Annotated in this window: 18 protein-coding genes and 1 pseudogene; 17 read left to right on the forward strand and 2 right to left on the reverse strand. The window is 61.3% G+C overall.

What is annotated here, in order from left to right:
- Positions 1 to 133 precede the first annotated feature (133 nt).
- From F817_RS14510 to pyk, 16 genes and pseudogenes are all read left to right on the forward strand, one after another.
- Positions 134 to 1,054, forward strand: a complete 921-nt coding sequence (locus tag F817_RS14510) for a hypothetical protein (protein ID WP_155988434.1) — start codon at positions 134 to 136, stop codon at positions 1,052 to 1,054.
- A 127-nt stretch (positions 1,055 to 1,181) separates the two neighbouring features.
- Positions 1,182 to 1,595: a hypothetical protein gene (locus F817_RS14515; RefSeq protein WP_155988435.1), complete on the forward strand. Its 414-nt coding sequence runs from the start codon at positions 1,182 to 1,184 to the stop codon at positions 1,593 to 1,595.
- A gap of 125 nt (positions 1,596 to 1,720) precedes the next feature.
- Positions 1,721 to 2,188 (forward strand): hypothetical protein, encoded by a 468-nt coding sequence (locus F817_RS14520; RefSeq protein WP_155988436.1) that lies wholly within the window; start codon positions 1,721 to 1,723, stop codon positions 2,186 to 2,188.
- A 58-nt stretch (positions 2,189 to 2,246) separates the two neighbouring features.
- Positions 2,247 to 2,552: pseudogene (locus F817_RS0103355) on the forward strand (molybdenum ABC transporter ATP-binding protein); the annotation flags it as partial.
- A 1,131-nt stretch (positions 2,553 to 3,683) separates the two neighbouring features.
- Positions 3,684 to 4,433, forward strand: a complete 750-nt coding sequence (locus F817_RS0103360; RefSeq protein ID WP_024326320.1) for a transposase — start codon at positions 3,684 to 3,686, stop codon at positions 4,431 to 4,433.
- A gap of 490 nt (positions 4,434 to 4,923) precedes the next feature.
- Positions 4,924 to 5,202 (forward strand): type II toxin-antitoxin system RelE/ParE family toxin, encoded by a 279-nt coding sequence (locus tag F817_RS0103365; RefSeq protein WP_024326321.1) that lies wholly within the window; start codon positions 4,924 to 4,926, stop codon positions 5,200 to 5,202.
- Positions 5,202 to 5,519: a HigA family addiction module antitoxin gene (locus tag F817_RS0103370; RefSeq protein ID WP_024326322.1), complete on the forward strand. Its 318-nt coding sequence runs from the start codon at positions 5,202 to 5,204 to the stop codon at positions 5,517 to 5,519. Before F817_RS0103365 ends, F817_RS0103370 begins: the two co-directional genes overlap by 1 nt.
- 94 nt (positions 5,520 to 5,613) lie before the next feature.
- Entirely contained in the window at positions 5,614 to 7,113 is a 1,500-nt protein-coding gene (locus F817_RS0103375) for an N-6 DNA methylase (protein ID WP_024326323.1), read from the forward strand.
- On the forward strand, positions 7,110 to 8,360 hold the full coding sequence (locus tag F817_RS0103380; RefSeq protein ID WP_024326324.1) for a restriction endonuclease subunit S: 1,251 nt from the start codon (positions 7,110 to 7,112) through the stop codon (positions 8,358 to 8,360). Before F817_RS0103375 ends, F817_RS0103380 begins: the two co-directional genes overlap by 4 nt.
- Positions 8,357 to 9,361 (forward strand): virulence protein RhuM/Fic/DOC family protein, encoded by a 1,005-nt coding sequence (gene rhuM, locus F817_RS0103385; protein WP_024326325.1) that lies wholly within the window; start codon positions 8,357 to 8,359, stop codon positions 9,359 to 9,361. Before F817_RS0103380 ends, rhuM begins: the two co-directional genes overlap by 4 nt.
- A complete protein-coding gene (locus F817_RS14690; RefSeq protein ID WP_024326326.1) occupies positions 9,358 to 12,294 on the forward strand; it encodes a DEAD/DEAH box helicase family protein in 2,937 nt (978 codons plus the stop codon). Before rhuM ends, F817_RS14690 begins: the two co-directional genes overlap by 4 nt.
- 366 nt (positions 12,295 to 12,660) lie before the next feature.
- On the forward strand, positions 12,661 to 14,457 hold the full coding sequence (locus F817_RS0103395; protein ID WP_042799084.1) for an SLC13 family permease: 1,797 nt from the start codon (positions 12,661 to 12,663) through the stop codon (positions 14,455 to 14,457).
- A gap of 267 nt (positions 14,458 to 14,724) precedes the next feature.
- Positions 14,725 to 15,831 carry an SEL1-like repeat protein gene (locus tag F817_RS0103400; RefSeq protein WP_024326328.1) on the forward strand — a complete coding sequence of 369 codons (1,107 nt, stop codon included), beginning with the start codon at positions 14,725 to 14,727 and terminating at the stop codon, positions 15,829 to 15,831.
- A 254-nt stretch (positions 15,832 to 16,085) separates the two neighbouring features.
- Positions 16,086 to 16,670 carry a hypothetical protein gene (locus F817_RS0103405; protein ID WP_024326329.1) on the forward strand — a complete coding sequence of 195 codons (585 nt, stop codon included), beginning with the start codon at positions 16,086 to 16,088 and terminating at the stop codon, positions 16,668 to 16,670.
- A 202-nt stretch (positions 16,671 to 16,872) separates the two neighbouring features.
- On the forward strand, positions 16,873 to 17,343 hold the full coding sequence (locus tag F817_RS0103410) for a hypothetical protein (protein WP_024326330.1): 471 nt from the start codon (positions 16,873 to 16,875) through the stop codon (positions 17,341 to 17,343).
- Positions 17,344 to 17,559: 216 nt separating this feature from the next.
- Positions 17,560 to 19,011 carry a pyruvate kinase gene (gene pyk / locus F817_RS0103415; protein WP_024326331.1) on the forward strand — a complete coding sequence of 484 codons (1,452 nt, stop codon included), beginning with the start codon at positions 17,560 to 17,562 and terminating at the stop codon, positions 19,009 to 19,011.
- 79 nt (positions 19,012 to 19,090) lie between these two features.
- On the opposite strand, the gene F817_RS0103420 is transcribed toward pyk, so the two are convergent.
- Positions 19,091 to 20,020 carry a hypothetical protein gene (locus F817_RS0103420; RefSeq protein ID WP_024326332.1) on the reverse strand — a complete coding sequence of 310 codons (930 nt, stop codon included), beginning with the start codon at positions 20,018 to 20,020 and terminating at the stop codon, positions 19,091 to 19,093.
- A 306-nt stretch (positions 20,021 to 20,326) separates the two neighbouring features.
- Positions 20,327 to 20,737 (reverse strand): rhodanese-like domain-containing protein, encoded by a 411-nt coding sequence (locus F817_RS0103425; protein ID WP_024326333.1) that lies wholly within the window; start codon positions 20,735 to 20,737, stop codon positions 20,327 to 20,329.
- 227 nt (positions 20,738 to 20,964) lie between these two features.
- Between F817_RS0103425 and F817_RS0103430 the strand changes: the two genes are divergently transcribed.
- On the forward strand, positions 20,965 to 21,594 hold the full coding sequence (locus tag F817_RS0103430; protein ID WP_024326334.1) for an alternative oxidase: 630 nt from the start codon (positions 20,965 to 20,967) through the stop codon (positions 21,592 to 21,594).
- Positions 21,595 to 21,646 lie beyond the last annotated feature (52 nt).

The raw sequence follows: 21,646 nt of genomic DNA on the forward strand, positions 1-21,646 counted from the left end.
CTCGCTGACTACACGGCCATTCCTGACGCCGCCTGAGCCGGGATATATAGCGCGCACGTTCAACCAATATCCGTGCGCGCTATCTAATCACTGTTAAAAGCATCAAAGTGACCCACTGTTTTAAAGGTGAAGCTTGAATCAATACAAGAATAGGCTGATATGTTTCTTAGATGTCCTGGGCTTTTCAGCGATGGCCGAAAAGGCGGGGATCGAAGAGATTTATAATAAATATTCAGAGTTCGTCGATACTGCAAAAAACAAGGTCTTTTTTGGAGTTCCCGAGGACTACGAAGGGCCAAGCAACAATTTTGAGATATCTGAGATAGTTTCTGACTCAATACTCTTAGTTTCCTATGATATCGATAATGTGGCATCTGTTAATAATTTCATAGGCTCCATTAATTTCTTTTTAGAGCTCGGCTTAAAGAATGGATTTATGTTTCGTGGGTGCGTAAATCAGGGTGACATAATTTTTGACGATGAGCGGCGTATATTTCTAAGCAATGAGTTTAACGAGCTAGCAAGGTTTGAGCCGCAGATAAGTGCTCCCGTTTGCGTGATCTTTGAAAAGGCAAGAGCTACGGTTGTCTCCTCTTTGTTCGGAGACGAAATTTCCAGTCGTGGAGTGGCTCCCTCAAAGTCTTTGCCCGTAATTAAGTTTGATGTTCCTTTAAAATGTAAAAAAGAAGAATCCTATTGGTGCATCAATTACACATATTTTTGCAATCAAAGCAATCTAAAAGAAGCGATTGAGTATCTCGAAGGTGATTCTGTAAAGAAAAGAAGTTTTATTCGCTATATTGATTTCCTAGATGCGTTGCCAGAAGATAGGTTGATGCCTAGTGAGGATAATATTGCTGGCACTTTTGTAAAGGTTATGAAGAGCAGAAGCGGAATGCGAGTAGCGATCACGAATGGCGATGGTGAAATCCTTCAAGGGGCTATTCACTGGGGGTTTCCTCAGATATTCATTAAGCCGCCAGAAGAAATAGAAATGAAAATAGATCCAACAACAGGACAAGTTAGTTTCAATGCAAAAGGGCGGTGGTATTAGGTGTCCTTCCTGAGTTGGCGAAATAGCTTTTAACAAGGCGCTGTTGTCGGACCAATTCTCCGCTGCGCTAAAAATTGGCCGCAAAGCGCGGCGTTAAGCGACAAAATACCCGAGGAGTTGATCGTCGATGGAGAAGTTTAATTTACTAGTCGGTCTTTTATTCGGGAAACTCTATGAGGAGTTCCCAGTTGCTTTCCGAGTGACTCCGGAACAATTTCTTGAAGAGATAATCGAGAAGGAAGATTACGAGGGCTCATTCGATTTCACGGAGTACCTTGAAAGTACCGTAAGGTGGCTTGAAACTGCCGGATATATTTGGGTCAGTCAGGATCTTTCTGATGATGGAGGCGTGGAGTTCGATGTCGTGCTGAGCGAGAATGGTCTGGAGACTTTGCGCAAGGCTCCTAAATCACTTGAGGGAACAGCATCCATTGGTGAACGACTTTCGAATTTTGGTAAGTCAAAGGCTTCAGATGCCGTTGGCACTCTGGTTTCTCTTGCAATTACAAGCGCCGTCAGTAGTTCCGGAATTGCCTCTTAACCAGTCGCAGCAGTACGCTGCCTTCGGCGCCGGACGCTCGTCCCTCGCGCCGCTGTGCTCTGCGTTAATCACTGAGAGCCCTGAAAATCGGTTTGTTGGGAGCCTATCTGTTGAAAGTTAGGGAGATGAGTGAGTCCAAACGACTGGAATTAATAGCTGAGGCCGTTCGTTATTGTCAGCGAGTCAGTGCGATGGGTATGCCTGCTTCAGCCTTTTCCAAAGCGTTGCGAGAGCCCATCCACTTCTTGTGGGAGCGCAGAGCCGGATCGAAAACTGCGGCTGCACACTATCGTTCGAGATCTGCAGTGGGCCTATCATTTGGGAATGGAACTCTGGTTTATGATCATGCGGTGCCATTCATTTATCTTCAGCGGCGTTTACTCGCCTTGGAGACTGTCGATGAGCCTTCAATTCGCGCTTTGCTACAGCAGCTTAACCTGATTGCGCTGATCACGAAGGACGAAGATCAGATGCTCAGATCGGTTGGTTTGAATAAGAGCATGCCAAAGGATTGGGATGGTAACGACCCGCTGGCGCGATATAAAGAAATTGGAATAGAGCTTATGCCAACCCGAGAAGCTGTAAATGTTTAACAAGTCATTCAAAAGTGGAACAAGAGGACACCCACCTTTTTCCGCCCACCTTTTTCCGCCGGCCACCCCCGGCTCCACCAACGGCGCCGGAAGCCAGGCCCGCCTGCGCATCGACGCCCGCGACGTCTCCATCGCCCTGACCCCACCCCAGGACGTCTCCATCCTCAACATCATCCCCATCACCATCGAGTCCCTGGACGAGGCCCCCGGCCACCACGGCCCCGCTCGCATCCTCGCCACCTGCCGCCAGGACGACAGCCAGACCCTGATGGCCGAACTCACCCGCCTCTTCACCGAACGCCTTGCCCTCCAGCCCGGCGCCCGTGCCTACGCACTCGTCAAATCCGTCGCCTTTCTCGCCTGAACGGCCCGCGCGCACACCGCCGATCCGACGACCCAGCGGCTCCCCTCGCAAACCCAAAACGCGCGTGCCAGAATCCACCTGACCACCATGCTAGACGCCGCAGAGCCGACCTACCGCCTCCCACAACCTGTCTACGCCGCAACATATCCAGGATCCATCGTCGCCCATGAGCCATAACCCGCTGAATACACGCCCATTCGTCCCGCCGCCTCATTCGGGATATATAGCGCGCACGTTCAACCAATATCTGTGCGCGCTATCTAATAACTGTTAAGGCTCAAAAGGAGAAAATTTCATGCCAGTAGTTATTACATTTGATATTGAAGGGGCGCCCCCAGGGGAACGGAACAGAATCCAAAGCTTTTTCGAGCGATTCGGCTGGCAAAACCTTGGGGGTAGTTCCTATCGATATCCGAGGCTAGGAACACAAGACCAGCCCGTAGAAGATTGGTTTAACCACGTCATTCCGGCGTTGACTTTGTTCAGGCAGTATCTAGTCAAGAGTGGTCGGCCACTCGGTTGCTTTACTCTGGATGTACAGTCTACCACTGGGTATGAACCGAAAGGCGGTTTCGGGACTGGTCCCTTGGATGGGGCGAATGTTCGTCTGTACCAGCCCGGAAATACGGCATTCGGCGAGCGAAACCTGCGCGATTGGATCGATAACCTTGATTATCCCTACGATGTCGGGGAATAGCCTTAACACTACGCTCCAGCCGACGTCAGGCCGCAACGCGGCCTTCCTCGGCTGAGCTTGGCGTTGGGCGTCAAGGAGAAGTCGTGCATAACGAAACCGCAAAAGTCACGTTTGATTCAAACGTGTGGAGAAGGGTTGCCAGCCCGGACAAGTTTCCTGACGCGCCTGATATAGCGTCAATTCGCTCCATTAGGGAAACGCTGATTTAATCCGCCGTGGGTCCCGCCCACCTGGCGGGTTTGGGATAATGGCGCCAGGTTTTCTGCCCGAGGTGATGGCCTATGTCCCAGCGCAGCTTTTCAGCTTCACCCACATAGCGGGGTCGGACCCCCAGGAACGCCCTATTTTCAATCGGATAGCCTTTTATAGACCCCTCTGAGAAGCCTTAGAAGGCCCATTTCAGCACCGAAAATGACGTTCCAGGGAGGGAACTCATGCCACGCGCCAACCGCTACGTCTTACCAGGCCTGGTCTGGCACATCACCCATCGCTGCCACCGCCAGCAGTTTCTGCTCAAGTTCCAGCGCGACCGGGCCAATTGGCGTCGATGGCTGTTTGAGGCCCGCAAGCGTTATGGGCTGTGTGTGCTCAATTACATCGCGACGTCCAACCACATTCATCTGCTGGTGCTGGACACTGGGCGTAACGAGATCCCGGCCGCCATGAGGCTGGTCGCTGGACGCACCGCCCAGGCCTATAACCGGCGGAAGTCCCGGAAGGGAGCCTTCTGGGAGGATCGGTATCACGCCACTGCGGTGGAGACGGGTGAGCATCTGGCTCGTTGCCTGGTGTATATCGATCTGAACATGGTGCGCGCCGGCGTCGTCCGGCACCCGGATCAATGGGGGGTGTCGGGCTATCACGAAATCCAGACGCCCCCTGCCCGCTATCGCGCGGTGGATCGCGAGGCCTTGGCCCGCACCCTGGAGCTACCTTCGATTCAGTCGCTGGCTGTCCATCACAGGCAATGGGTAGAAGAGGCCCTTACCAATGACCGCTGTAGCCGCGATGACCGCTGGACGCGTTCCATTGGAGTCGGAAGCGAGGCCTTTGTGGCCCAACTGAAGCAGCAGCTCGGCCTTCGGGCGCTCGACCGGACGGTTACGGTCGATGACGATGCGGCCTTCATTGCCGAGGATCCAGCGCCTTACGCGGCCATTTCGCCCCCAAAATCGAGCTTCTAAGCCTCTTAACGGGCGCCAAATTCGCATATCTCTATGATTACCAGTCTCTTTCTCAGGTCCGACCCCGGTAATCAGCAGTAGCTGGCCGCACCTCAGCGACGAAGACGTTGAGACGTTCAAGCGTCTAAAGGATGCACGAGACGCGATCGCACATGGGCGAACCTCTGAGCCACCGCAGGGCTATGCGAGGAGCGCTGAACTACTGGCACACAAGGTCTTGTGGCGATGAACGCGGCGACGCCTAACCCCTCGCTCAACCTGACCCGCTACGGCAGGTGTCGCCTTCCCGTAAATTCGGTCCATTGGGCGTGATACGTACGGGGTCGGACCTCCGCAAATCACTGAACATAGGGCGTAAAGGGCCGCGCCAGGCGCCGCATACGGCCTTAAACGACGAATTTTCGGGCTAATAACGGGCCGCCAAGAGCTTTCACATGCGTCCAGCGGTGTCGCGAGTGTTGCGTGTTGCGCAATCGGCGATACTAGCGACATGATCAAGTCGTTTCGGCACAAGGGACTGCGCCGTTTCTACGAGTCGGGGAGCGGCACCGGGATACAGCCTCGGCACGCGAAGCGGCTAAGGATGCAGTTGGCGGCCCTGGATACCGCGTCCACGATCAAAGACATGGATATCCCCGGGTTCCACCTGCACCGATTCAAGGGCACCGCGCAGGATCGCTGGAGCATCCGGGTCAGCGGCCACTGGCGTCTGACCTTCGAATTCCATGACGGCAATGTCCATCTCCTGGACTACGAGGATTACCACTGATGACCATGCACAACCCTCCGCACCCGGGCGAGTTCATTCGCGAGGTCTATCTGGAACCGTTTGGACTCAGTGCCCGCCAGCTTGCCAGCAAGCTCGATGTCTCGCCTTCCACCTTGGGGCGCGTCCTGCAGGGTCGCAGCGGGGTCAGCCCCGAGATGGCACTGCGGCTTTCCAAGACGCTTGGCCGTTCGCCGGAAAGCTGGCTGGCCATGCAGGACCAGCACGACCTCTGGTGTGCACGTAAGAGCGTGAAGCTGGACACCGTGCAGCGGGTGCGGTTCGATGGGCCTGGCGACGGCGGGCCACCTGCCGCTTAGCACCGCAGGAAGTACGCCAGGGAAGTGGCGCCCACCTTTCTCCTGACCTGCGCGCGAAGGGATAATGCGGCGTCCAAGGAGAACGGGTGACTGAATGTTCGAGCAAACCTTCCGCAATATCGATGATGTGCTCTGGAAAGAGGCCGGCTGCGCGACGGAGCTGGACTACACGGAGCAGACGTCGTGGATGTTGTTCCTCAAGTACCTGGATGATCTGGAGTACGAACGCGCGCAGGAGGCGGAGCTGGTGGGCAAGCCCTACCAGTACATCATCGATGAGCCGTATCGCTGGTCGGCGTGGGCGGCGCCGAAGACGGCCGATGGCGCGTTCGACCATGACGAAGCGCTGACGGGCGCGGATCTGATCGGCTTCGTCAACGACGATCTGTTTCCATATCTCCAGGGCTTTCGCACGCGCGCGACGGGGCCGGACACCCTCGAATACAAGATCGGGGAGATCTTCAGCGAGATCCGCAACAAGTTCGCCAGCGGCTACAGCCTCCGCGATGCCCTGGAGCTGATCGACGGCCTGAGCTTCCGCTCGCAGCAGGAAAAGCACGAGCTCTCCCATCTGTACGAGGCGAAGATCCGCAACATGGGCAATGCGGGGCGCAACGGCGGGGAGTACTACACGCCGCGCCCGTTGATCCGCGCGATGATCCAGGTGGTGAAGCCGCGCATCGGCGAGCGCATCTACGACGCCGCCGCCGGGTCAGCCGGCTTTCTGTGCGAGGCGCACGACTATCTGCGTTACGGGCCGGACGGCCAGGGCGACGGCAGCCACCTGTCCACCAGCGACCTGAATACCCTCCAGACCCGCACCTTCTACGCCAAGGAGAAGAAGAGCCTGCCCTATGTCATCGGGATCATGAACCTGATCCTGCACGGCATCGAGGCCCCCAATGTCATCCACACCAACAGCCTCACGGAGAACCTGAGCGACATCCAGGAGAAGGACCGCTTCGACGTGATCCTGGCCAACCCGCCCTTCGGCGGCAAGGAGCGCAAGGAGGTCCAGCAGAACTTCCCCATCAAGACCGGCGAGACGGCCTTCCTGTTCCTGCAGCACTTCATCAAGTACCTGAAGGCCGGTGGCCGCGCCGCCGTCGTCATCAAGAACACCTTCCTCTCCAACAGCGACAACGCCTCCCGCGCGCTGCGCAAGGAGCTGCTGGACAGTTGCAACCTGCACACCATCCTGGACTGCCCCGGCGGCACCTTCCTCGGTGCGGGTGTGAAGACCGTGGTGCTGTTCTTCGGCAAGCCTGCCCTGAGCTTGGCCGAAGGGGGCGCCCCGACCCGCAAGATCTGGTACTACCAGCTCGACCCCGGCCGCAGCCTGGGCAAGACCAACCCGCTCAACGACAACGACCTGAAGGACTTCGTCGCGCGTCAGGCCGGATTCGAGGATTCCGAGAACTCCTGGACCGTGGACATCAAGGACATCGACCCGGACAGCGTCGATCTGTCGGTGAAAAACCCCAACAAGGCCGAAGCCGAGCCCCTGCGCGATCCCGAGGTCATCATCAACGAGATCGAGACTCTGGACAGGGAGAGCGAAGAGATCCTGGAAGGGATTCGGGGGATGTTATGAGGGAGGGGTGGACTGTTCGGCCGCTCGATGAAGTCTGCGAAATAAAGCCACCGAAGCGCGAGGTTCGCAACAGACTCAATGCTGACGATCCAGTGTCGTTCGTGCCCATGAATGACCTGGGAATCCGCGAGAAGTGGCTGCTTCCTAAGGATGAATGGCCTCTTTCAACGGTCGCCGGTAGCTACACGTACTTTGCTGATGGTGACGTGCTGCTCGCCAAAATCACTCCGTGCTTCGAGAACGGGAAGCTCGGTATCGCTCGGGGCCTTACGAATGGGGTCGGGTTTGGATCAAGTGAGTTCGTAGTCTTGCGGCCGTCCGAGGCACTGGATGCCGAGTTTCTGTTTTATTTCTTGTCACAGGATAGCTTCAGAGACGCAGGCGCTCGTGTAATGTCCGGCGCGGTTGGTCACAAGCGAGTGCCCAAAGAGTTTATCCAGGGCGTGGAGATTCCGCTCCCACCCCTCCCCGAACAAAAGCGCATCGTCGCCATCCTCGATGAAGCCTTCGCGGGAATCGCCACCGCGGTCGCCAACACCGAAAAGAACCTCGCCAATGCCCGGGAGTTGTTTGAGAGTTACCTCGATTCCGTATTCGTCCAGCGAAGTGGAGACTGGCGCCTAAGCACACTGGGAGCTGAGTACGACGTCAGGGATGGCACACATGATTCACCAAAATATACGGATGCCGGCAGGGCTTTGGTGACATCAAAGAATCTAAGAGCCGGTAGGCTAGACCTTGCAAAAGTCAAGTACATTTCAGAAGAAGACTACGTGAGTATCGCGAAGCGAAGCGCTGTCCACAAGGGCGATGTATTATTGGCGATGATTGGAACAATCGGAAATCCAGTAGTGGTTGAAGATGAGCCGGAGTTCGCAATCAAGAATGTTGCGTTGTTTAAGGTGGGGCATAACAGGTCGGGCCGGTTTCTTCGCTACTACCTAATGTCAAGTCATGCATCGGCAAAAATGATGGCAGAGGCGAAGGGTACCACGCAGAAATTCGTGGGACTTGGGTACTTAAGAGAATTTCCGATCAGATTGCCAGAGCTTGATATTGAAACGCAGTTGGTTGAGGAAATCTCTGCGATCGAATTCGAGACGGGCCGCCTTTACCAAATATCAATGCGAAAGCTTGAGGCACTGGAGGAGTTGAAACAATCCCTCCTGCAAAAAGCCTTCTCCGGCGAACTCACCGCAGGCAAGGAAGCCTCCGATGCCATGCGTCAGGTGGAGGAAATTGCATGACCGCTGAAACCCAGGCTCCCATCCAAATCTTCGAGGAGGCCGGCAAAGCCGTCGAAGTGCGGCTGGATGCCGATCACGAGACCGTCTGGCTGAGCCTGCAACAGATGGCGGAGTTGTTCGACCGGGACAAATCGGTCATATCCCGACATTTGAGTAACATCTACAAGGAAGGCGAGCTGGCGCGTGAGGCAACTGTTGCAAAAAATGCAACAGTTCAGCAGGAGGGCGCGCGCCGGGTACGACGCATGATCGAGCTCTATAACCTTGATGCCATCATCTCGGTCGGCTACCGGGTCAACTCCAGCCGTGCCACCCGCTTCCGCCAGTGGGCCACCCGCGTGCTGCGCGAACACCTGACCCAAGGCTGGACCCTGAACCGCCAGCGCTTCGAGGAAAACGCGCGGGAGCTGGAGGCGGCCCTGGCGCTGGTACGGAAGGCCGCGCAAAGCCCGGCGCTGGATGCGGGCAGCGGTCGTGGTCTGGTGGATATCGTCAGCCGCTACGCCCAGACCTTTCTGTGGCTGCAACGCTATGACGAAGGCCTGCTGACCGAACCGCGCGCCCAGACCGGAGGCACGCTGCCCTCCTGGGAACAGGCACGGGCCGCGCTGGACGGGCTGAAATCCGACCTCATGGCACGCGGCGAAGCCACCGAGCTGTTCGCCCGCGACCGGGGTGATGGTCTGACCTCGCTGCTCGGCAATCTCGATCAGAGTGTGTTTGGTGAGCCCGCCTACCCCAGCGTCGAATCCAAAGCGGCGCACCTGCTCTATTTCGTGGTGAAGAACCACCCGTTTTCCGATGGCAACAAGCGCAGCGCGGCCTTTCTGTTCGTGGACTTCCTCCACCGCAACGGTCGCCTGCTGGATGCGTCCGGCGAGCCGGTGATCAACGATGTCGGGCTCGCGGCCTTGACCCTGCTGGTGGCCGAGTCCGACCCTGCGAACAAGGAGACCATGATCCGTTTGATCATGAATATGGTGGCTGGAGACCAGGGATGAACGAGGCCGGCCTCAATGAGGCAGACACCCGCGCCGAACTGATCGATCCGGCCTTGAAGGAGGCCGGCTGGGGCGTGGTGGAGGCCAGCCGGGTGCGGCGCGAGGTGATCACTCTCGGTCGGCTGCAGGGTGGCGGCAAGCGCGCCAGGCAGGACATTGCCGACTACGTGCTGATCTATCGCGGCCAGAAGCTGGCAGTGATCGAGGCCAAAAAGCGTAGCCTGCCGGTGACGGAGGGGCTGGCGCAGGCCAAGCGCTATGCCGAGCGCCTGCAGGCGCGATTCGCCTACTGCACCAACGGCGACGGCATCTACCGGGTGGACATGGCAACCGGCGTGGAGGGCCCTGTGGAGGCCTGGCCGTCGCCGGATGACCTTTGGGTGGAGACCTTCGGCGCGAGTGTTGGCGCGCAGGACACCTGGCGCGAGCGCTTCGGGGCCGTGCCGTTCGAGGACAAGGGCGGCTTCTGGCAGGCGCGCTACTACCAGCACAACGCCATCAATCAGGCGCTGGAGGCGGTTGCGGCGGGGCGGGATCGCATCCTGCTGACTCTGGCCACGGGGACCGGCAAGACGGCCATCGCCTTCCAGATTGCCTGGAAGCTGTTCCATGCGCGCTGGAGTCTGGCGGCGCGTGCTGGGGGCACGCCGGGGCGGCAGCCGCGCATCCTGTTTCTGGCGGACCGCAACATCCTCGCCAATCAGGCCTTCAACGACTTTTCCGCCTTTCCCGAGGATGCGCTGGTGCGCATCGATCCGGAGGTGATCCGCAAGAAGGGGCGGGTGCCGAAGAACGGCAACGTGTTCTTCACCATCTTTCAGACCTTCATGGCTTCGACAGGCTCAGCCACCGGGGGCTCGACAGGCTCAGCCACCGGGGGCTCGACAGGCTCAGCCACCGGGGGCTCGACAGGCTCAGCCACCGGGGGCTCGACAGGCTCAGCCACCGGGGGCTCGACAGGCTCAGCCACCGGGGACTCGACAGGCTCAGCCACCGGGGACTCGACAGGCTCAGCCACCGGGGACTCGACAGGCTCAGCCAGTGGTTTGATTCTGGAGAGTATCGATCCCGATCAGATTGAACGGGCGCGTGCTTACATGTACATCCTGGAGTGTGGGGATAGGAGTTTCTACACTGGTAGCACCAGAGACTTGCAACGCCGCCTGGAACAGCATCGGAACGGGCATGGAACGAAGCATACGCGGGTTCGTATGCCCGTCAAACTGGTTTATTACGAATGTTTTGATCGAATTGATAAGGCATTCGAGCGCGAGCATCAGCTAAAGGGATGGAGTAGAGCCAAGAAGCTCGCGTTGATCGGTAATGATATGGAGCGTCTTCGTCGATTGGCGTCCAGCAAGAAGGTCCCTGAGCCTGTCGAAGGGAACTTTGGTGATTACCCGCCGGATTTTTTCGATTTCATCATCATCGACGAGTGCCACCGGGGCGGCGCCAATGACGAGAGCAACTGGCGCGGCATCCTCGAGTACTTCCAGCCCGCCGTGCAGCTCGGCCTGACCGCCACGCCGAAGCGCACGCACAACGCCGACACCTACGCCTACTTTGGTGAGCCGGTCTACATCTACTCGCTGAAGGAAGGCATCAACGACGGCTTCCTGACGCCGTTCAAGGTCCGCCAGATCGCCACCACGCTGGATGACTACGTCTACACGGCGGATGACGAGATCATCGAGGGTGAGGTGGAGCAAGGACGGCGCTACACCGAGGAGGACTTCAACCGCGTCATCGAAATCACCGAGCGCGAGCGCTACCGTGTGAAGCTGTTCATGGAGCAGATCGACCCGCGTGAAAAGACGTTGGTGTTCTGCGCTACGCAGGACCACGCGCTGGCGGTGCGCGACCTGATCAACCAGTTCAAGACCAGCACGGACCCGCACTACTGCGAGCGCGTGACCGCCAACGACGGCAAGGAGGGCGAGCGTTTCCTGAAGCTGTTCCAGGACAACGAGAAGACCATCCCGACCATCCTCACCACTTCGCAGAAGCTGTCCACCGGCGTGGATGCCCGCAACGTGCGCAACATCGTGCTGATGCGGCCGGTGAACAGCATGATCGAGTTCAAGCAGATCATCGGACGGGGCACGCGCCTGTTTGAGGGCAAGGACTACTTCACGATCCACGACTTCGTGAAGGCCTACGAGCACTTCAACGATCCGGAGTGGGATGGGGAGCCCTTGCCGCCCGAACCCTGCGAGCAGTGCGGCAACACCCCTTGTAGCTGCACCAGGGAGCCTCCGCAGCCCTGCCCGGTTTGCGGCGAGCGGCCTTGTGTTTGCGAGAAGGAGCCACCGGAACCCTGCGAGGTCTGCGGCGAACGGCCCTGCATCTGCGAGAAACGCCCCAAGGTGAAGATCCGACTGGCCGACGGCAAGGAACGCACCATCCAGCACATGACCGCCACCAGCTTCTGGGGACCGGACGGCACGCCTATCTCTGCCGCTGAATTCATCCAGCGACTGTTCGGCGATCTACCCGAGCTATTCCAGGACGAAGACGAGCTTCGCCGCCTGTGGGGCCGCCCGGACACCCGGGAAAAGCTTCTGGAGGGCCTGGAGGAGAAGGGTTACGGCAGACAACAGTTGGCCGAAGTCGGCAAGCTGATCGAGGCCGAGAACAGCGATCTATACGATGTGCTGGCCTACATCGCCTTCAACATGGCGCCGGTAACCCGAGCCGAACGAGTGGATGCCCACAAGGAGCGCATCTTCCGGGGACACGACTACAGACAGCAAGAATTTCTGAGATTCGTGCTCGATCACTATGTCGCTCAGGGCGTAAGCGAACTGGACACGGCGAAGCTCCCCCAGCTGATCGAATTGAAGTACCACAGTCTCGGTGATGCGGTTCAAGAGCTGGGACCTGTGGGTGACATTCGAGAAGTGTTCGTGGGCTTTCAGCAACATTTGTATTGAGTTGGGTTCATGAACATGAGCAAGGGCGAACGGTCAGGTCTCGTCTGATTGCATTCCGTTGCCCTCCATCGCCATCCCTGAGACCCACCCCCTCCCTGCCCGGTCATGGCGAGGCCCTGCAAGGGGCCGTGGCCATCTCCACACCCTACCCCTGACGTCCGCCTCTGCCAGCACCGAGGACATCCCCTGAGAGATCGCCGCGGCGCTGCGCGCCTCGCGATGACGGGGAAGGGAAAAGCGGACACCCATTGGCCGTTTCTGATGCACCGCACGCTTGCCGCCGAAAACGGTGCACGTGAGCCGCGAAGGCCCTACATTGGGTGAAAGGGACACCCGAGGGAGCGGTGAGTGACGGCCGAGCAGTGGATGATCTTCGGGTTGCTGGCGGTGACCCTGGTGTTGTTCGTCTGGAACCGCTGGCGTTACGACATCGTCGCCATTGCGGCGCTGCTGACTGCGGCGTTCCTGGGGCTGGTCCCGTTCGGCGAGATGTTCTCCGGATTCGGGCATCCGGCGGTGATTACGGTCGCAGCCGTCCTGGTACTGAGCCGGGGGCTGCTGAATGCGGGCGTGGTGGACGCAGTGGCGCGGCAACTCACCCGGGTGGGGGAGCGCCCCTGGGTGCAGGTGACCGCGCTGACCGTGATTGTCGCCCTGGCCTCGGGGTTCATGAACAACGTGGGCGCGCTGGCCCTGTTAATGCCGGTGGCCGTGTGGATGGCGCGCCAGAGCGGCCGGTCACCCTCTTTCCTGCTGATGCCGCTGGCATTCGGGTCATTGCTTGGCGGGATGCTGACGATGATCGGCACGCCACCGAATATCATCATCGCAGGGTACCGCGCGGAGATTACGGGCGCGCCGTTCGCGATGTTCGACTTCATGCCGGTGGGATTGGGCGTCACCGCGGTCGGCGTGATTTTCATCGCCTTGATCGGCTGGCGCCTGACACCCCAACGGAAGCGCCCGGACGCGACTGGCGAGCTGTTCGAGATCAGCGCCTACCTGACCGAGGTGCGGATTACCGAGGAGAATCGCTATGTCGGGCACACCGTCTTCGAGCTGATGCGCGAACTGCAGGGAGAGGCCGAGGTGGTGGTGGTCGGTCTGGTGCGCGGAGAACGCCGCGAGCCGATGCCGGACATCTATGAAGTACTGCGCGCGGGCGACATCCTGCTGGTCGAGGCGGACCCCGACAGCCTGAAGACGCTACTGGACGTGACGGGAATGGAGCTGGAGGCAAGGCTCGAAGAGGCACAGGAACAAGACGCGCAAAAGGGCCGCGGAGAGGGCCGCGATAGCCCCATGGGCGAACTGGCACTGGAGGAGGCCATCGTCACACCCACTTCGCGCCTGGTCGGTGCCACTGCCAGCGCCCTGGAACTGCGCCAGCGCTACGCACTGAACGTACTCGCGGTTGCACGTCAGGGGGTCCGGCTGCGCGAGCGGCTGGATCGGGTGCGCTTCCGGGCCGGTGACATCCTGCTGGTACAGGGGAGCGAAGAGGAGTTACCCGATGCGCTGGGCGAGCTCGGCTGTCTGCCGTTGGCGTCTCGCGGGCTGCGCATTGCCCGGCCGCGCAAGGTCATCCTGGCCACCAGCCTGTTTGCCCTGGCCCTGGGACTGGTGGCCCTGGGCTGGGTGCCGGCAGCGCCGGCGCTGGTCGGGGCGGCTGTAGCCATGGTGCTGGTGGGACTGATCGGTCCGAGCGAGGTGTACCGCGGGATCGAATGGCCGGTGATTGTGCTGCTGGCGGCCTTGTTGCCGGTGGGACAGGCACTGGAAACAACCGGCGGATCGCAGTTGATCGCGGATGGGCTGTTCGCACTGGGCGCGGCCGCCTCGCCCGCATGGATGCTCGCGCTGCTGATGGCCGTGGTCATGCTGCTGTCGAACGTGGTCAACAACGCCGCCGCGGCAGTGCTGGCGGCGCCAGTGGGGATCGCGCTGGCCCGGTCGATGGAGGCCGCGCCGGATCCGTTTCTGATGGCGGTCGCCGTGGGTGCGTCCTGCGCCTTCCTGACGCCGATCGGGCACCAGTCGAACACCCTGGTCATGGCACCCGGTGGCTACGAATTCCGCGACTACTGGCGCATGGGCCTGCCATTGTCGCTGATCGTCATCGTGACTGCCGTGCCGCTGATCCTGTGGATTTGGCCGCCCTAAAAAGTTCAAGGGGCTAGCGGGGTCAGCCGTGCATTGCCGATTCGGGCCTCGACAAGGTACTGAGCATCGAGCGGTCGCTGCCGGATCGTGGCCTGTAAAGCTTCCCCAAGAGCCAAGGTCCGGGCTGGAGACGGGCCATGACCGGCTGGCTCGGCCCGGCAAATGGGGGCGAGCCGTGCAACCCCGCACCATGTTCCGTGCTGTGCCTTGCGGTAGGCATCCGGGCCTGTATCCTCGGGCTGTCACCTGCCACCGAGCGCATCAGCCATGGACACGCCCACCTCATCTTCCAACCCCTTGCCCCCCGACAGTCCGGGCGTCGCCGACCGCGACGGTTTTTTCGCCTTCGAACGGGGCGACTACCGGGCCGCCCGGGACATCTGGGAGGCCCGCGCCGATGGTGGATCGGCCTGGGCGCAGCTCGGCATGGGAATCCTCTACGCGGAGGGACTGGGGCTGGAGGCGGACCCAGAGCGTGCACGCGAGTATTGGACTCAGGCCGCGGAACAGGGGCTAAGCGATGCCAGCTTCAACCTGGGCGTGATGGCCGAGAAGGCAGATCCGGCGGACACCAGGGCGGCCGAGCACTGGTATCGCCGCGCGGCCGAGGCAGGACACGTCGCGGCACAGAACAATCTGGCGGTTCTACTGCTCAACCAGGGCGGCGACGCCGCCGCCACCGAGGCCGTCCAGTGGTGGAAACGCTCCGCGGAACGCGGCGATCCCGATGCCCTGAACAGCCTTGGGGTGGCCCACCAGCAGGGCAGCGGCTGCGAGCGGGATCGAACGGCCGCCGTCGGGTATTACGCCCAGGCGGCCAACGCGGGACACCGCGACGCGGCCTTCAATCTCGCCCTCGCCCTGGAACAAGGCGACGGGGTGGACCCGGACCTGACCGCCGCTGCCCGCTGGTATCAGCAGGCGGCCGAGGCCGGGGACCCCGACGCCGCGGCGAAGCTGGGGAATCTCTGCCGCGATGGCAAGGGCACAAAGGAAGACATGGAAGCTGCCGCTCACTGGTATCGGGCGGCGGCCGAAGCGGGCCACCCCCAGGCCCAGGCCAATCTTGGGGTCCTGCTGGATCGGGGTCTGGGCGTGCCCCGGGATCAAACGGCGGCGGCGCGCTGGTATGAAGCCTCTGCCCGGCAGGGTCTGGCCCCGGCGCAGTACAACCTGGGCATCGTGCTGGCCGACGGCCATGGTGTGGAGGTCGACTATGTCGCCGCCTGGGTCTGGTTCGCGCGCGCCGCCGATCAGGGCCACAAGCCGGCGGCCGAGGCGCGCGACTACATCCACCAGCAGCTCACCCCGGAACAACGCGCGGAGGCCGAGACGCGCAAGACCGAGCCCTTCGGTCCGCCCATCCCTCGATAGGAACGAGGGTGACACAAGTGGCCCCGCTTCAAGCTGCTGAAGGACAAGAAAACGGCACGGATTGATTTGTCGCCGCAAAGGGCCCCAGACCGTTCTGTTTGTCACCGTACCGACGCCAGCCTGAAACCGCCTTACTGTGGCGAACAGTCTGTGTGGATAACGAGACCATGCGAGAAACAAACTCCATGGCGTGACGTTATCCGCCGCCATGCGCACACCCGCAGGCGGCCACTCAGGGTAACGGGAGGGAGCTGATGCGACTGAGGCTCGAATCGGCGCGGGAAGAGTCGCTCAGCAATTACCTGACGGTTGCGGTCATCATTGCCGCCATATTGACCGCACCGCTGACGGTCACCTACTGGTTAGACGTGGAACACTCGCTGATCACGGTCTCCGATTGGCTGATCTGGGCAGTGTTCGCCGTCGAGTATGCTTTCTACATGGCCATCTCGCATGACCGGTGGAAAACGACCAAAGAGAACTGGCTGTCCGTGTTGATCATCCTGTTCTCCTTTCCACTGCTGCACGAGATACTCAAGTCCACTCGGCTGATCCGACTTCTACGCCCACTGCCGCTGCTGCGACAAACGGCCCTGCTTCGGCAGATTGAACTGTTCCGCCTGTCCAGCGTCCGCAACGCCGGTGGCAGTGCCGCGAAGACAGCGGCCAAGGAGCAGCTGGGGAAGGAACACTGGGCGGTCCGCTTCATCGTTCGCGTCGAGTACTATCGCTCGCGCGTGGTTACGGGCCTGCTGAAACTCCTGCCGGGCATAAAATCCAGCACCATCCGCAAGCGGCGTCAGGAGGAGCGCTCAAAGCGCGAAGACATGAACGAATAACCGGCGGAAGGGCATTGGAAGAAGATGGAAGAAGAAGACACCCATGTTGTTCCGATGGTCCGAACACGCGCCACAACGGGCCGTTATCGCGCGCCCCGGCAGCGTTAGTGGGTGTCCTGCGGCTCGTCCTGTGGCTCGAGGTGCCACGAATGTGATCTAGAATCCAGGGAACCGACAATTCTTGGCCACAGGAGAAAACGCCATGCACAAGTCATCTTCTTTTTCGACTCGGATTGTGAGCGTGGTGGCAGGGCTCATGGTACTCAGCGTAGGAGCACTGGCCAGTGACACGCGAGCTGCTGAGACAGTGGACGGGGTGACGATCTATTTGGGTGTGGTCCCGGCCGCGGTGGTGCGCGGTCACCATCCTCCTGATCACCCGGAGGCCGAGATGCACGGCGGGGTCCCGGATAACGGCTATCACGTGATGATCGCCCTGTTCGACGAAAAGACCGGGGATCGAATCACCGACGCGGAGGTTGAAGCAACGGTCAGCGGCGAAGGGATGGCCGAAGCACGCAAGGATCTCGATGCAATGGTGATTGCCGATGCCGAAACATACGGCAATTACTTCGACCTGACCGGAAGCGGCCCATACGACATTGACCTCAACATCCGCATGCCGGATGAGGATCGCAAGGTGCGGGCAACCCTGGGCTGGCAACGCCCCTGACCACCGGGACCGCACGAACAGGACAAAGCGGTGCGCGGAAGGCTAAGCGGCTAACCTACAGCCGGTAACGATCTTGGTTTCGCGGCTGCAGGGGGCGCATCGCACGAAGCGTGCCCTCTTGATTCCACGGGCTTGACCCGGCCGCGCCTGACCATCGACGACAGGCGTGCGCAGACGGTTTACCCTCAGGGTCATCGCTCGGACCAAGGCCTGTCCATGCCGTTTCCCACGCAGAAGACAAAGATCGTGGCCACCATCGGGCCCGCGTCCGATTCGCCCGAAACCCTGCGGCGCATGTTGCAAGCCGGACTCAATGTGGCGCGGCTGAACTTCTCGCACGGCGATGCCACCTACCATGCCGACTTGATCGGCCGCCTCCGCGAGGCCGCGCGCGAAACCGGCACCCGCGTTGCCATCCTCGGCGACCTGCCGGGCCCGAAGATGCGCATCGGCGAACTGGCGGAAGAGCCGGTCGAATTGCACGCCGACCAGACCCTCACCCTGACCACCGAGGACTGCATGGGCGACGCCTCGCGGGTCAGTGTGTCGTTCGCGGGCCTGCCGGAGGCGGTGCGGCCCGGCGACGCCCTGTTCCTGAACGACGGCTTCATCGAACTGGAGGTGGTGGCGATCGAGCACAGCGAAGTGATCTGCCGCGTGCATACCGGCGGCGAACTGCGCTCGCGCAAGGGCCTGAACCTGCCGGGGATCGATCTCGGCATCCGCGCCTTCACCACGGAAGACCACCAATGGCTGCGGTTTGCAGCGCAACACGGCGTGGATGCGGTCAGCCAGAGCTTCGTGGTCGACGGCGATGACCTCCTTGCGGTGCGCAAGGCCGCGGAAGCGCTGGACTACACCCCCTTCATCATCGCCAAGATCGAGCGCGCCGCCGCGCTGGAGCAGCTCGACGGCATCCTCGAGGCCGCCGACGGCATCATGGTGGCACGTGGCGATCTCGGGGTGGAGATCCCGATCGCGAGCATCGCCCTCGCCCAGCGGCGCATCACCCGGCGCGCCAACCGGCACAACCGCCCGGTCATCACCGCCACCCAGATGCTGGAGTCCATGGTCACCTCGCGCCGCCCCACCCGCGCCGAGGCCACCGACGTCGCCAACGCCATCCTCGGCGGCACCGACTGCGTCATGCTGTCCGCCGAGTCGGCGATGGGGCGCTATCCGGTGGCGGCCGTGGCCATGCTGGCGGCCATCGCCCGATCCATCGAGCCGGAGCGCGAAGGCGGCATCAGCGCCGATGGCCCGGACGACCCCGACGAGGCCGGTCACGACCGCGCCGTCGACCTGATCGCACGCAGCGTACTGCACACCGCGCAGCGACGCCTGCCACGGGTCACCCTGGCGCCTACGCTCAGTGGCGCCACCGCCCGGCGCATCGCCCGCCTGCGCCTGCCCTGCTGGGTCGCCGCCTTCACTCCGAATCCGGCCACGGCCCAGGGTCTGCAGTTTTCCTATGGGGTCCATCCGGTGGAGGTCGCCGAGGACCGCGCCGACTGGAACGATTTCGCCCGCCAGTGGCTCACCGAGCACGGCATCGACGACGGCCTCGTCCTCCTCGTCCAGGGCCCCTCGGGGCCCAACCCGACCGGCAACCACCGCCTGGAACTGCTCGAACTCGGTCCAGGGCCAAGCGCGGTCGGGCGCGGGTAATACCCGGATAGTCGACCACGAGGAGAACGACACCCAGCTGCTTCCCGAGCTGCAGGGACAAGGATATCCGGATACCCCGTCAGTCCAGGTCCAGGATACGCCGACGGGGCGGTGGGGCATGCTGCTGTCGCTGCTGATTCGCATACTCGCGCTGCTTCTGGTCAAGATAGGTCTCGCGGTCCAGTTCGCGGAGCTGGCGCGGGTATTCATCGGTCAGGTCAAACCAGCGCTCGAGACGGGCCTGAAGCTGCTCCTGAGCCGGCCGGTCACGGATATCGAGCCAGGCCTGCAGGGCAAGATAGAAGCGCATGACGTTGCGTTCGATCATCCCTTCCAGGCCGCCGATGTATTGCGCCTCCCCGTTGTCGTCGCCCACCACGGTGAATCCCACCCGGTCGCGTCCGCCGGTGGCGAGGTAGACGCGAGCGGCCAGCCGGGCAATCAGCCCAAAGCGCAACGAGTACTCGAGGTTGACGAGGATCCCCGTATCGTGCGGCACGACGTGGACGATGATGGCGTAATCCCGCGTCCCGTAAGGGCCGCGATCGGCCTCCAGCTCGATCAGTAGCCAATCGTCGTCCATCTGCGCCGAGCGCCTGACGAGCTCGACAGGTTCTGCGTACTCGGGCACCTCGTAACGCGCGCGACCCACGTACAGACGCAGCAACGGGTTCTCACCCTCGCGGTAGACACAGCTCTTGATGTTGATATGCAGGAAGGTGATTTCACACCACACCGAAAGCGCTTCCAGCTCACTGGATACCAGCTCGAAAGAATACGGAAGCCGGGCGTACACCGCCCCCTCGACGACGCCACCCCGAACGGTAGAGGTGACCGCAATCGGCTCGCCCAGCGGCGATTCGGCAATGGCAGCCAGCCACTCTTCGGCACCATCCGCAAGGGCCGGCAGAGGATGTCCGGCCAGCAGGGCCAACGCGAGAAGCGCGCCGAGAGGCAGCCGGCGACACCCGGACTGCGGCGCAAACGGGACGAGCGGCAGTCGAGGCATGGCAACGTCCCTCCGTAGAATCGCTCGAGCGGCACCCTTTGACCGTCATACCGGGGGCCGGCCCGAGCAAGAATCCGGAACGGTCGCGGGTGCCGAGAAAGTGCCCCCGTTCACCTCCTAGATAGCCCATCACGGCAAGAAAAGTGGCGCTCGGACACAAGGGAGGCGCCGGGCAAGTCGCACGTTCACGCCCGATTCGATCTTGTGTGGTGACAAGGCTCTACAAGTGATGTGCAGCCGGACTCCCCGGGCGCGCCACAATGCGGTGGGCAGCCCCGGATCCAGAAGGCAGCACGGACGTGCCAATCACTCGCTGGCCCAGCCGCGGAATCCTTCGCGGACAGAAAGACAGCGGGCATACCCGAGGTCGCGCAAGAGCTCGGCGGCGCGCAGACTGCGGCGACCGCTGTTGCACAGGCACAGCAGGATCTGGTCCTGGGTGACATGGTAGCTGTTGATCAGGGAGATGAAGTGCTGGAAATCCCGATCGTCCGGCTCGTCGGCGTCCAGCAGTTCCTGCTCTTCTTCCGACAGGCTCCGGCCCAGCAACTGCTTCAGGCGAAACAGGGGCACGGGGACGGCGCCTTCCACCTGCCCTTCCAGCTCCAGCTCGAAGGGCTGCCGGATATCCAGCAGCACGGCCAGGCCGATGTCCACCAGTTCCCGCGCCGAGTGCACGCTGATCTCCAGCTGCGGGGTATTCGAATCATCTGCCATGAGCTCTCCTTTGCGTTCAGCGTCTCCCTGTGGCAACCATCCCGGCTCCGGGTTCCTTCCCGGTCGCCCTCGGAGGATCTACGCGGTGTGAACGGGAGCATCCCGCCGCAGTTCGGAAATAACGGGGCCGTTCGTGCTCTGTGAAGGTCGCCCGCGACATATCGTAACCCGCCCTCTATGCTCCCTGGATAGCTGCCGCCCGAATCGGCACATACAAGCGGGAAACCATGACGAACGACCGGGACACCGACCTGACCCGTCACCACGAGCCACGCGATTTCTCCGACCGCGTCGCGCGCGGCTTTACCTCGCTGATGCGATTGTTCGCCGACACGTTCTTTGCCCGGCGCTACGGGCACCGCGCCGTGGTCCTGGAGACCGTTGCGGGCGTCCCCGGCATGGTGGGCGCGACCCTGCAGCATCTGCGCTCGCTGCGCCGCATGGAGGATGACCACGGCTGGATACGCACGCTGATGGACGAGGCCGAGAACGAGCGCATGCACCTGCTCACCTTTATCGAGATCACCTCGCCCAACTGGCTGGAGCGCTTCCTGATCATCCTGGCGCAGGGCTTCTTCTACACGCTGTTCTTTCTGATCTACATCGTCTCGGCGCGCACGGCGCACCGGATCGTGGGCTACTTTGAAGAGGAAGCGGTCGTCAGCTACACCGAGTACCTGGAGGAAGTGGAGTCCGGCGCGCTCGACAACGTCGCCGCGCCGGAACGCGCGATCCAGTACTGGAGACTTCCGGAAGATGCCCGTCTGTCCGACGTCATCCGCGCGGTACGCGCCGACGAGGCCGGCCACCGCGACGTCAACCACGGTTTCGCCGACTTGCTCGGCAAGAAGGACTAACCGGGGCGCTCACTCGCGGCCTGAAGGGGCCGGTTTTCGGGCAGTATCGTCG

The sequence above is a fragment of the Thioalkalivibrio sp. AKL19 genome, from assembly GCF_000420165.1.
Taxonomy (GTDB): domain Bacteria; phylum Pseudomonadota; class Gammaproteobacteria; order Ectothiorhodospirales; family Ectothiorhodospiraceae; genus Thioalkalivibrio.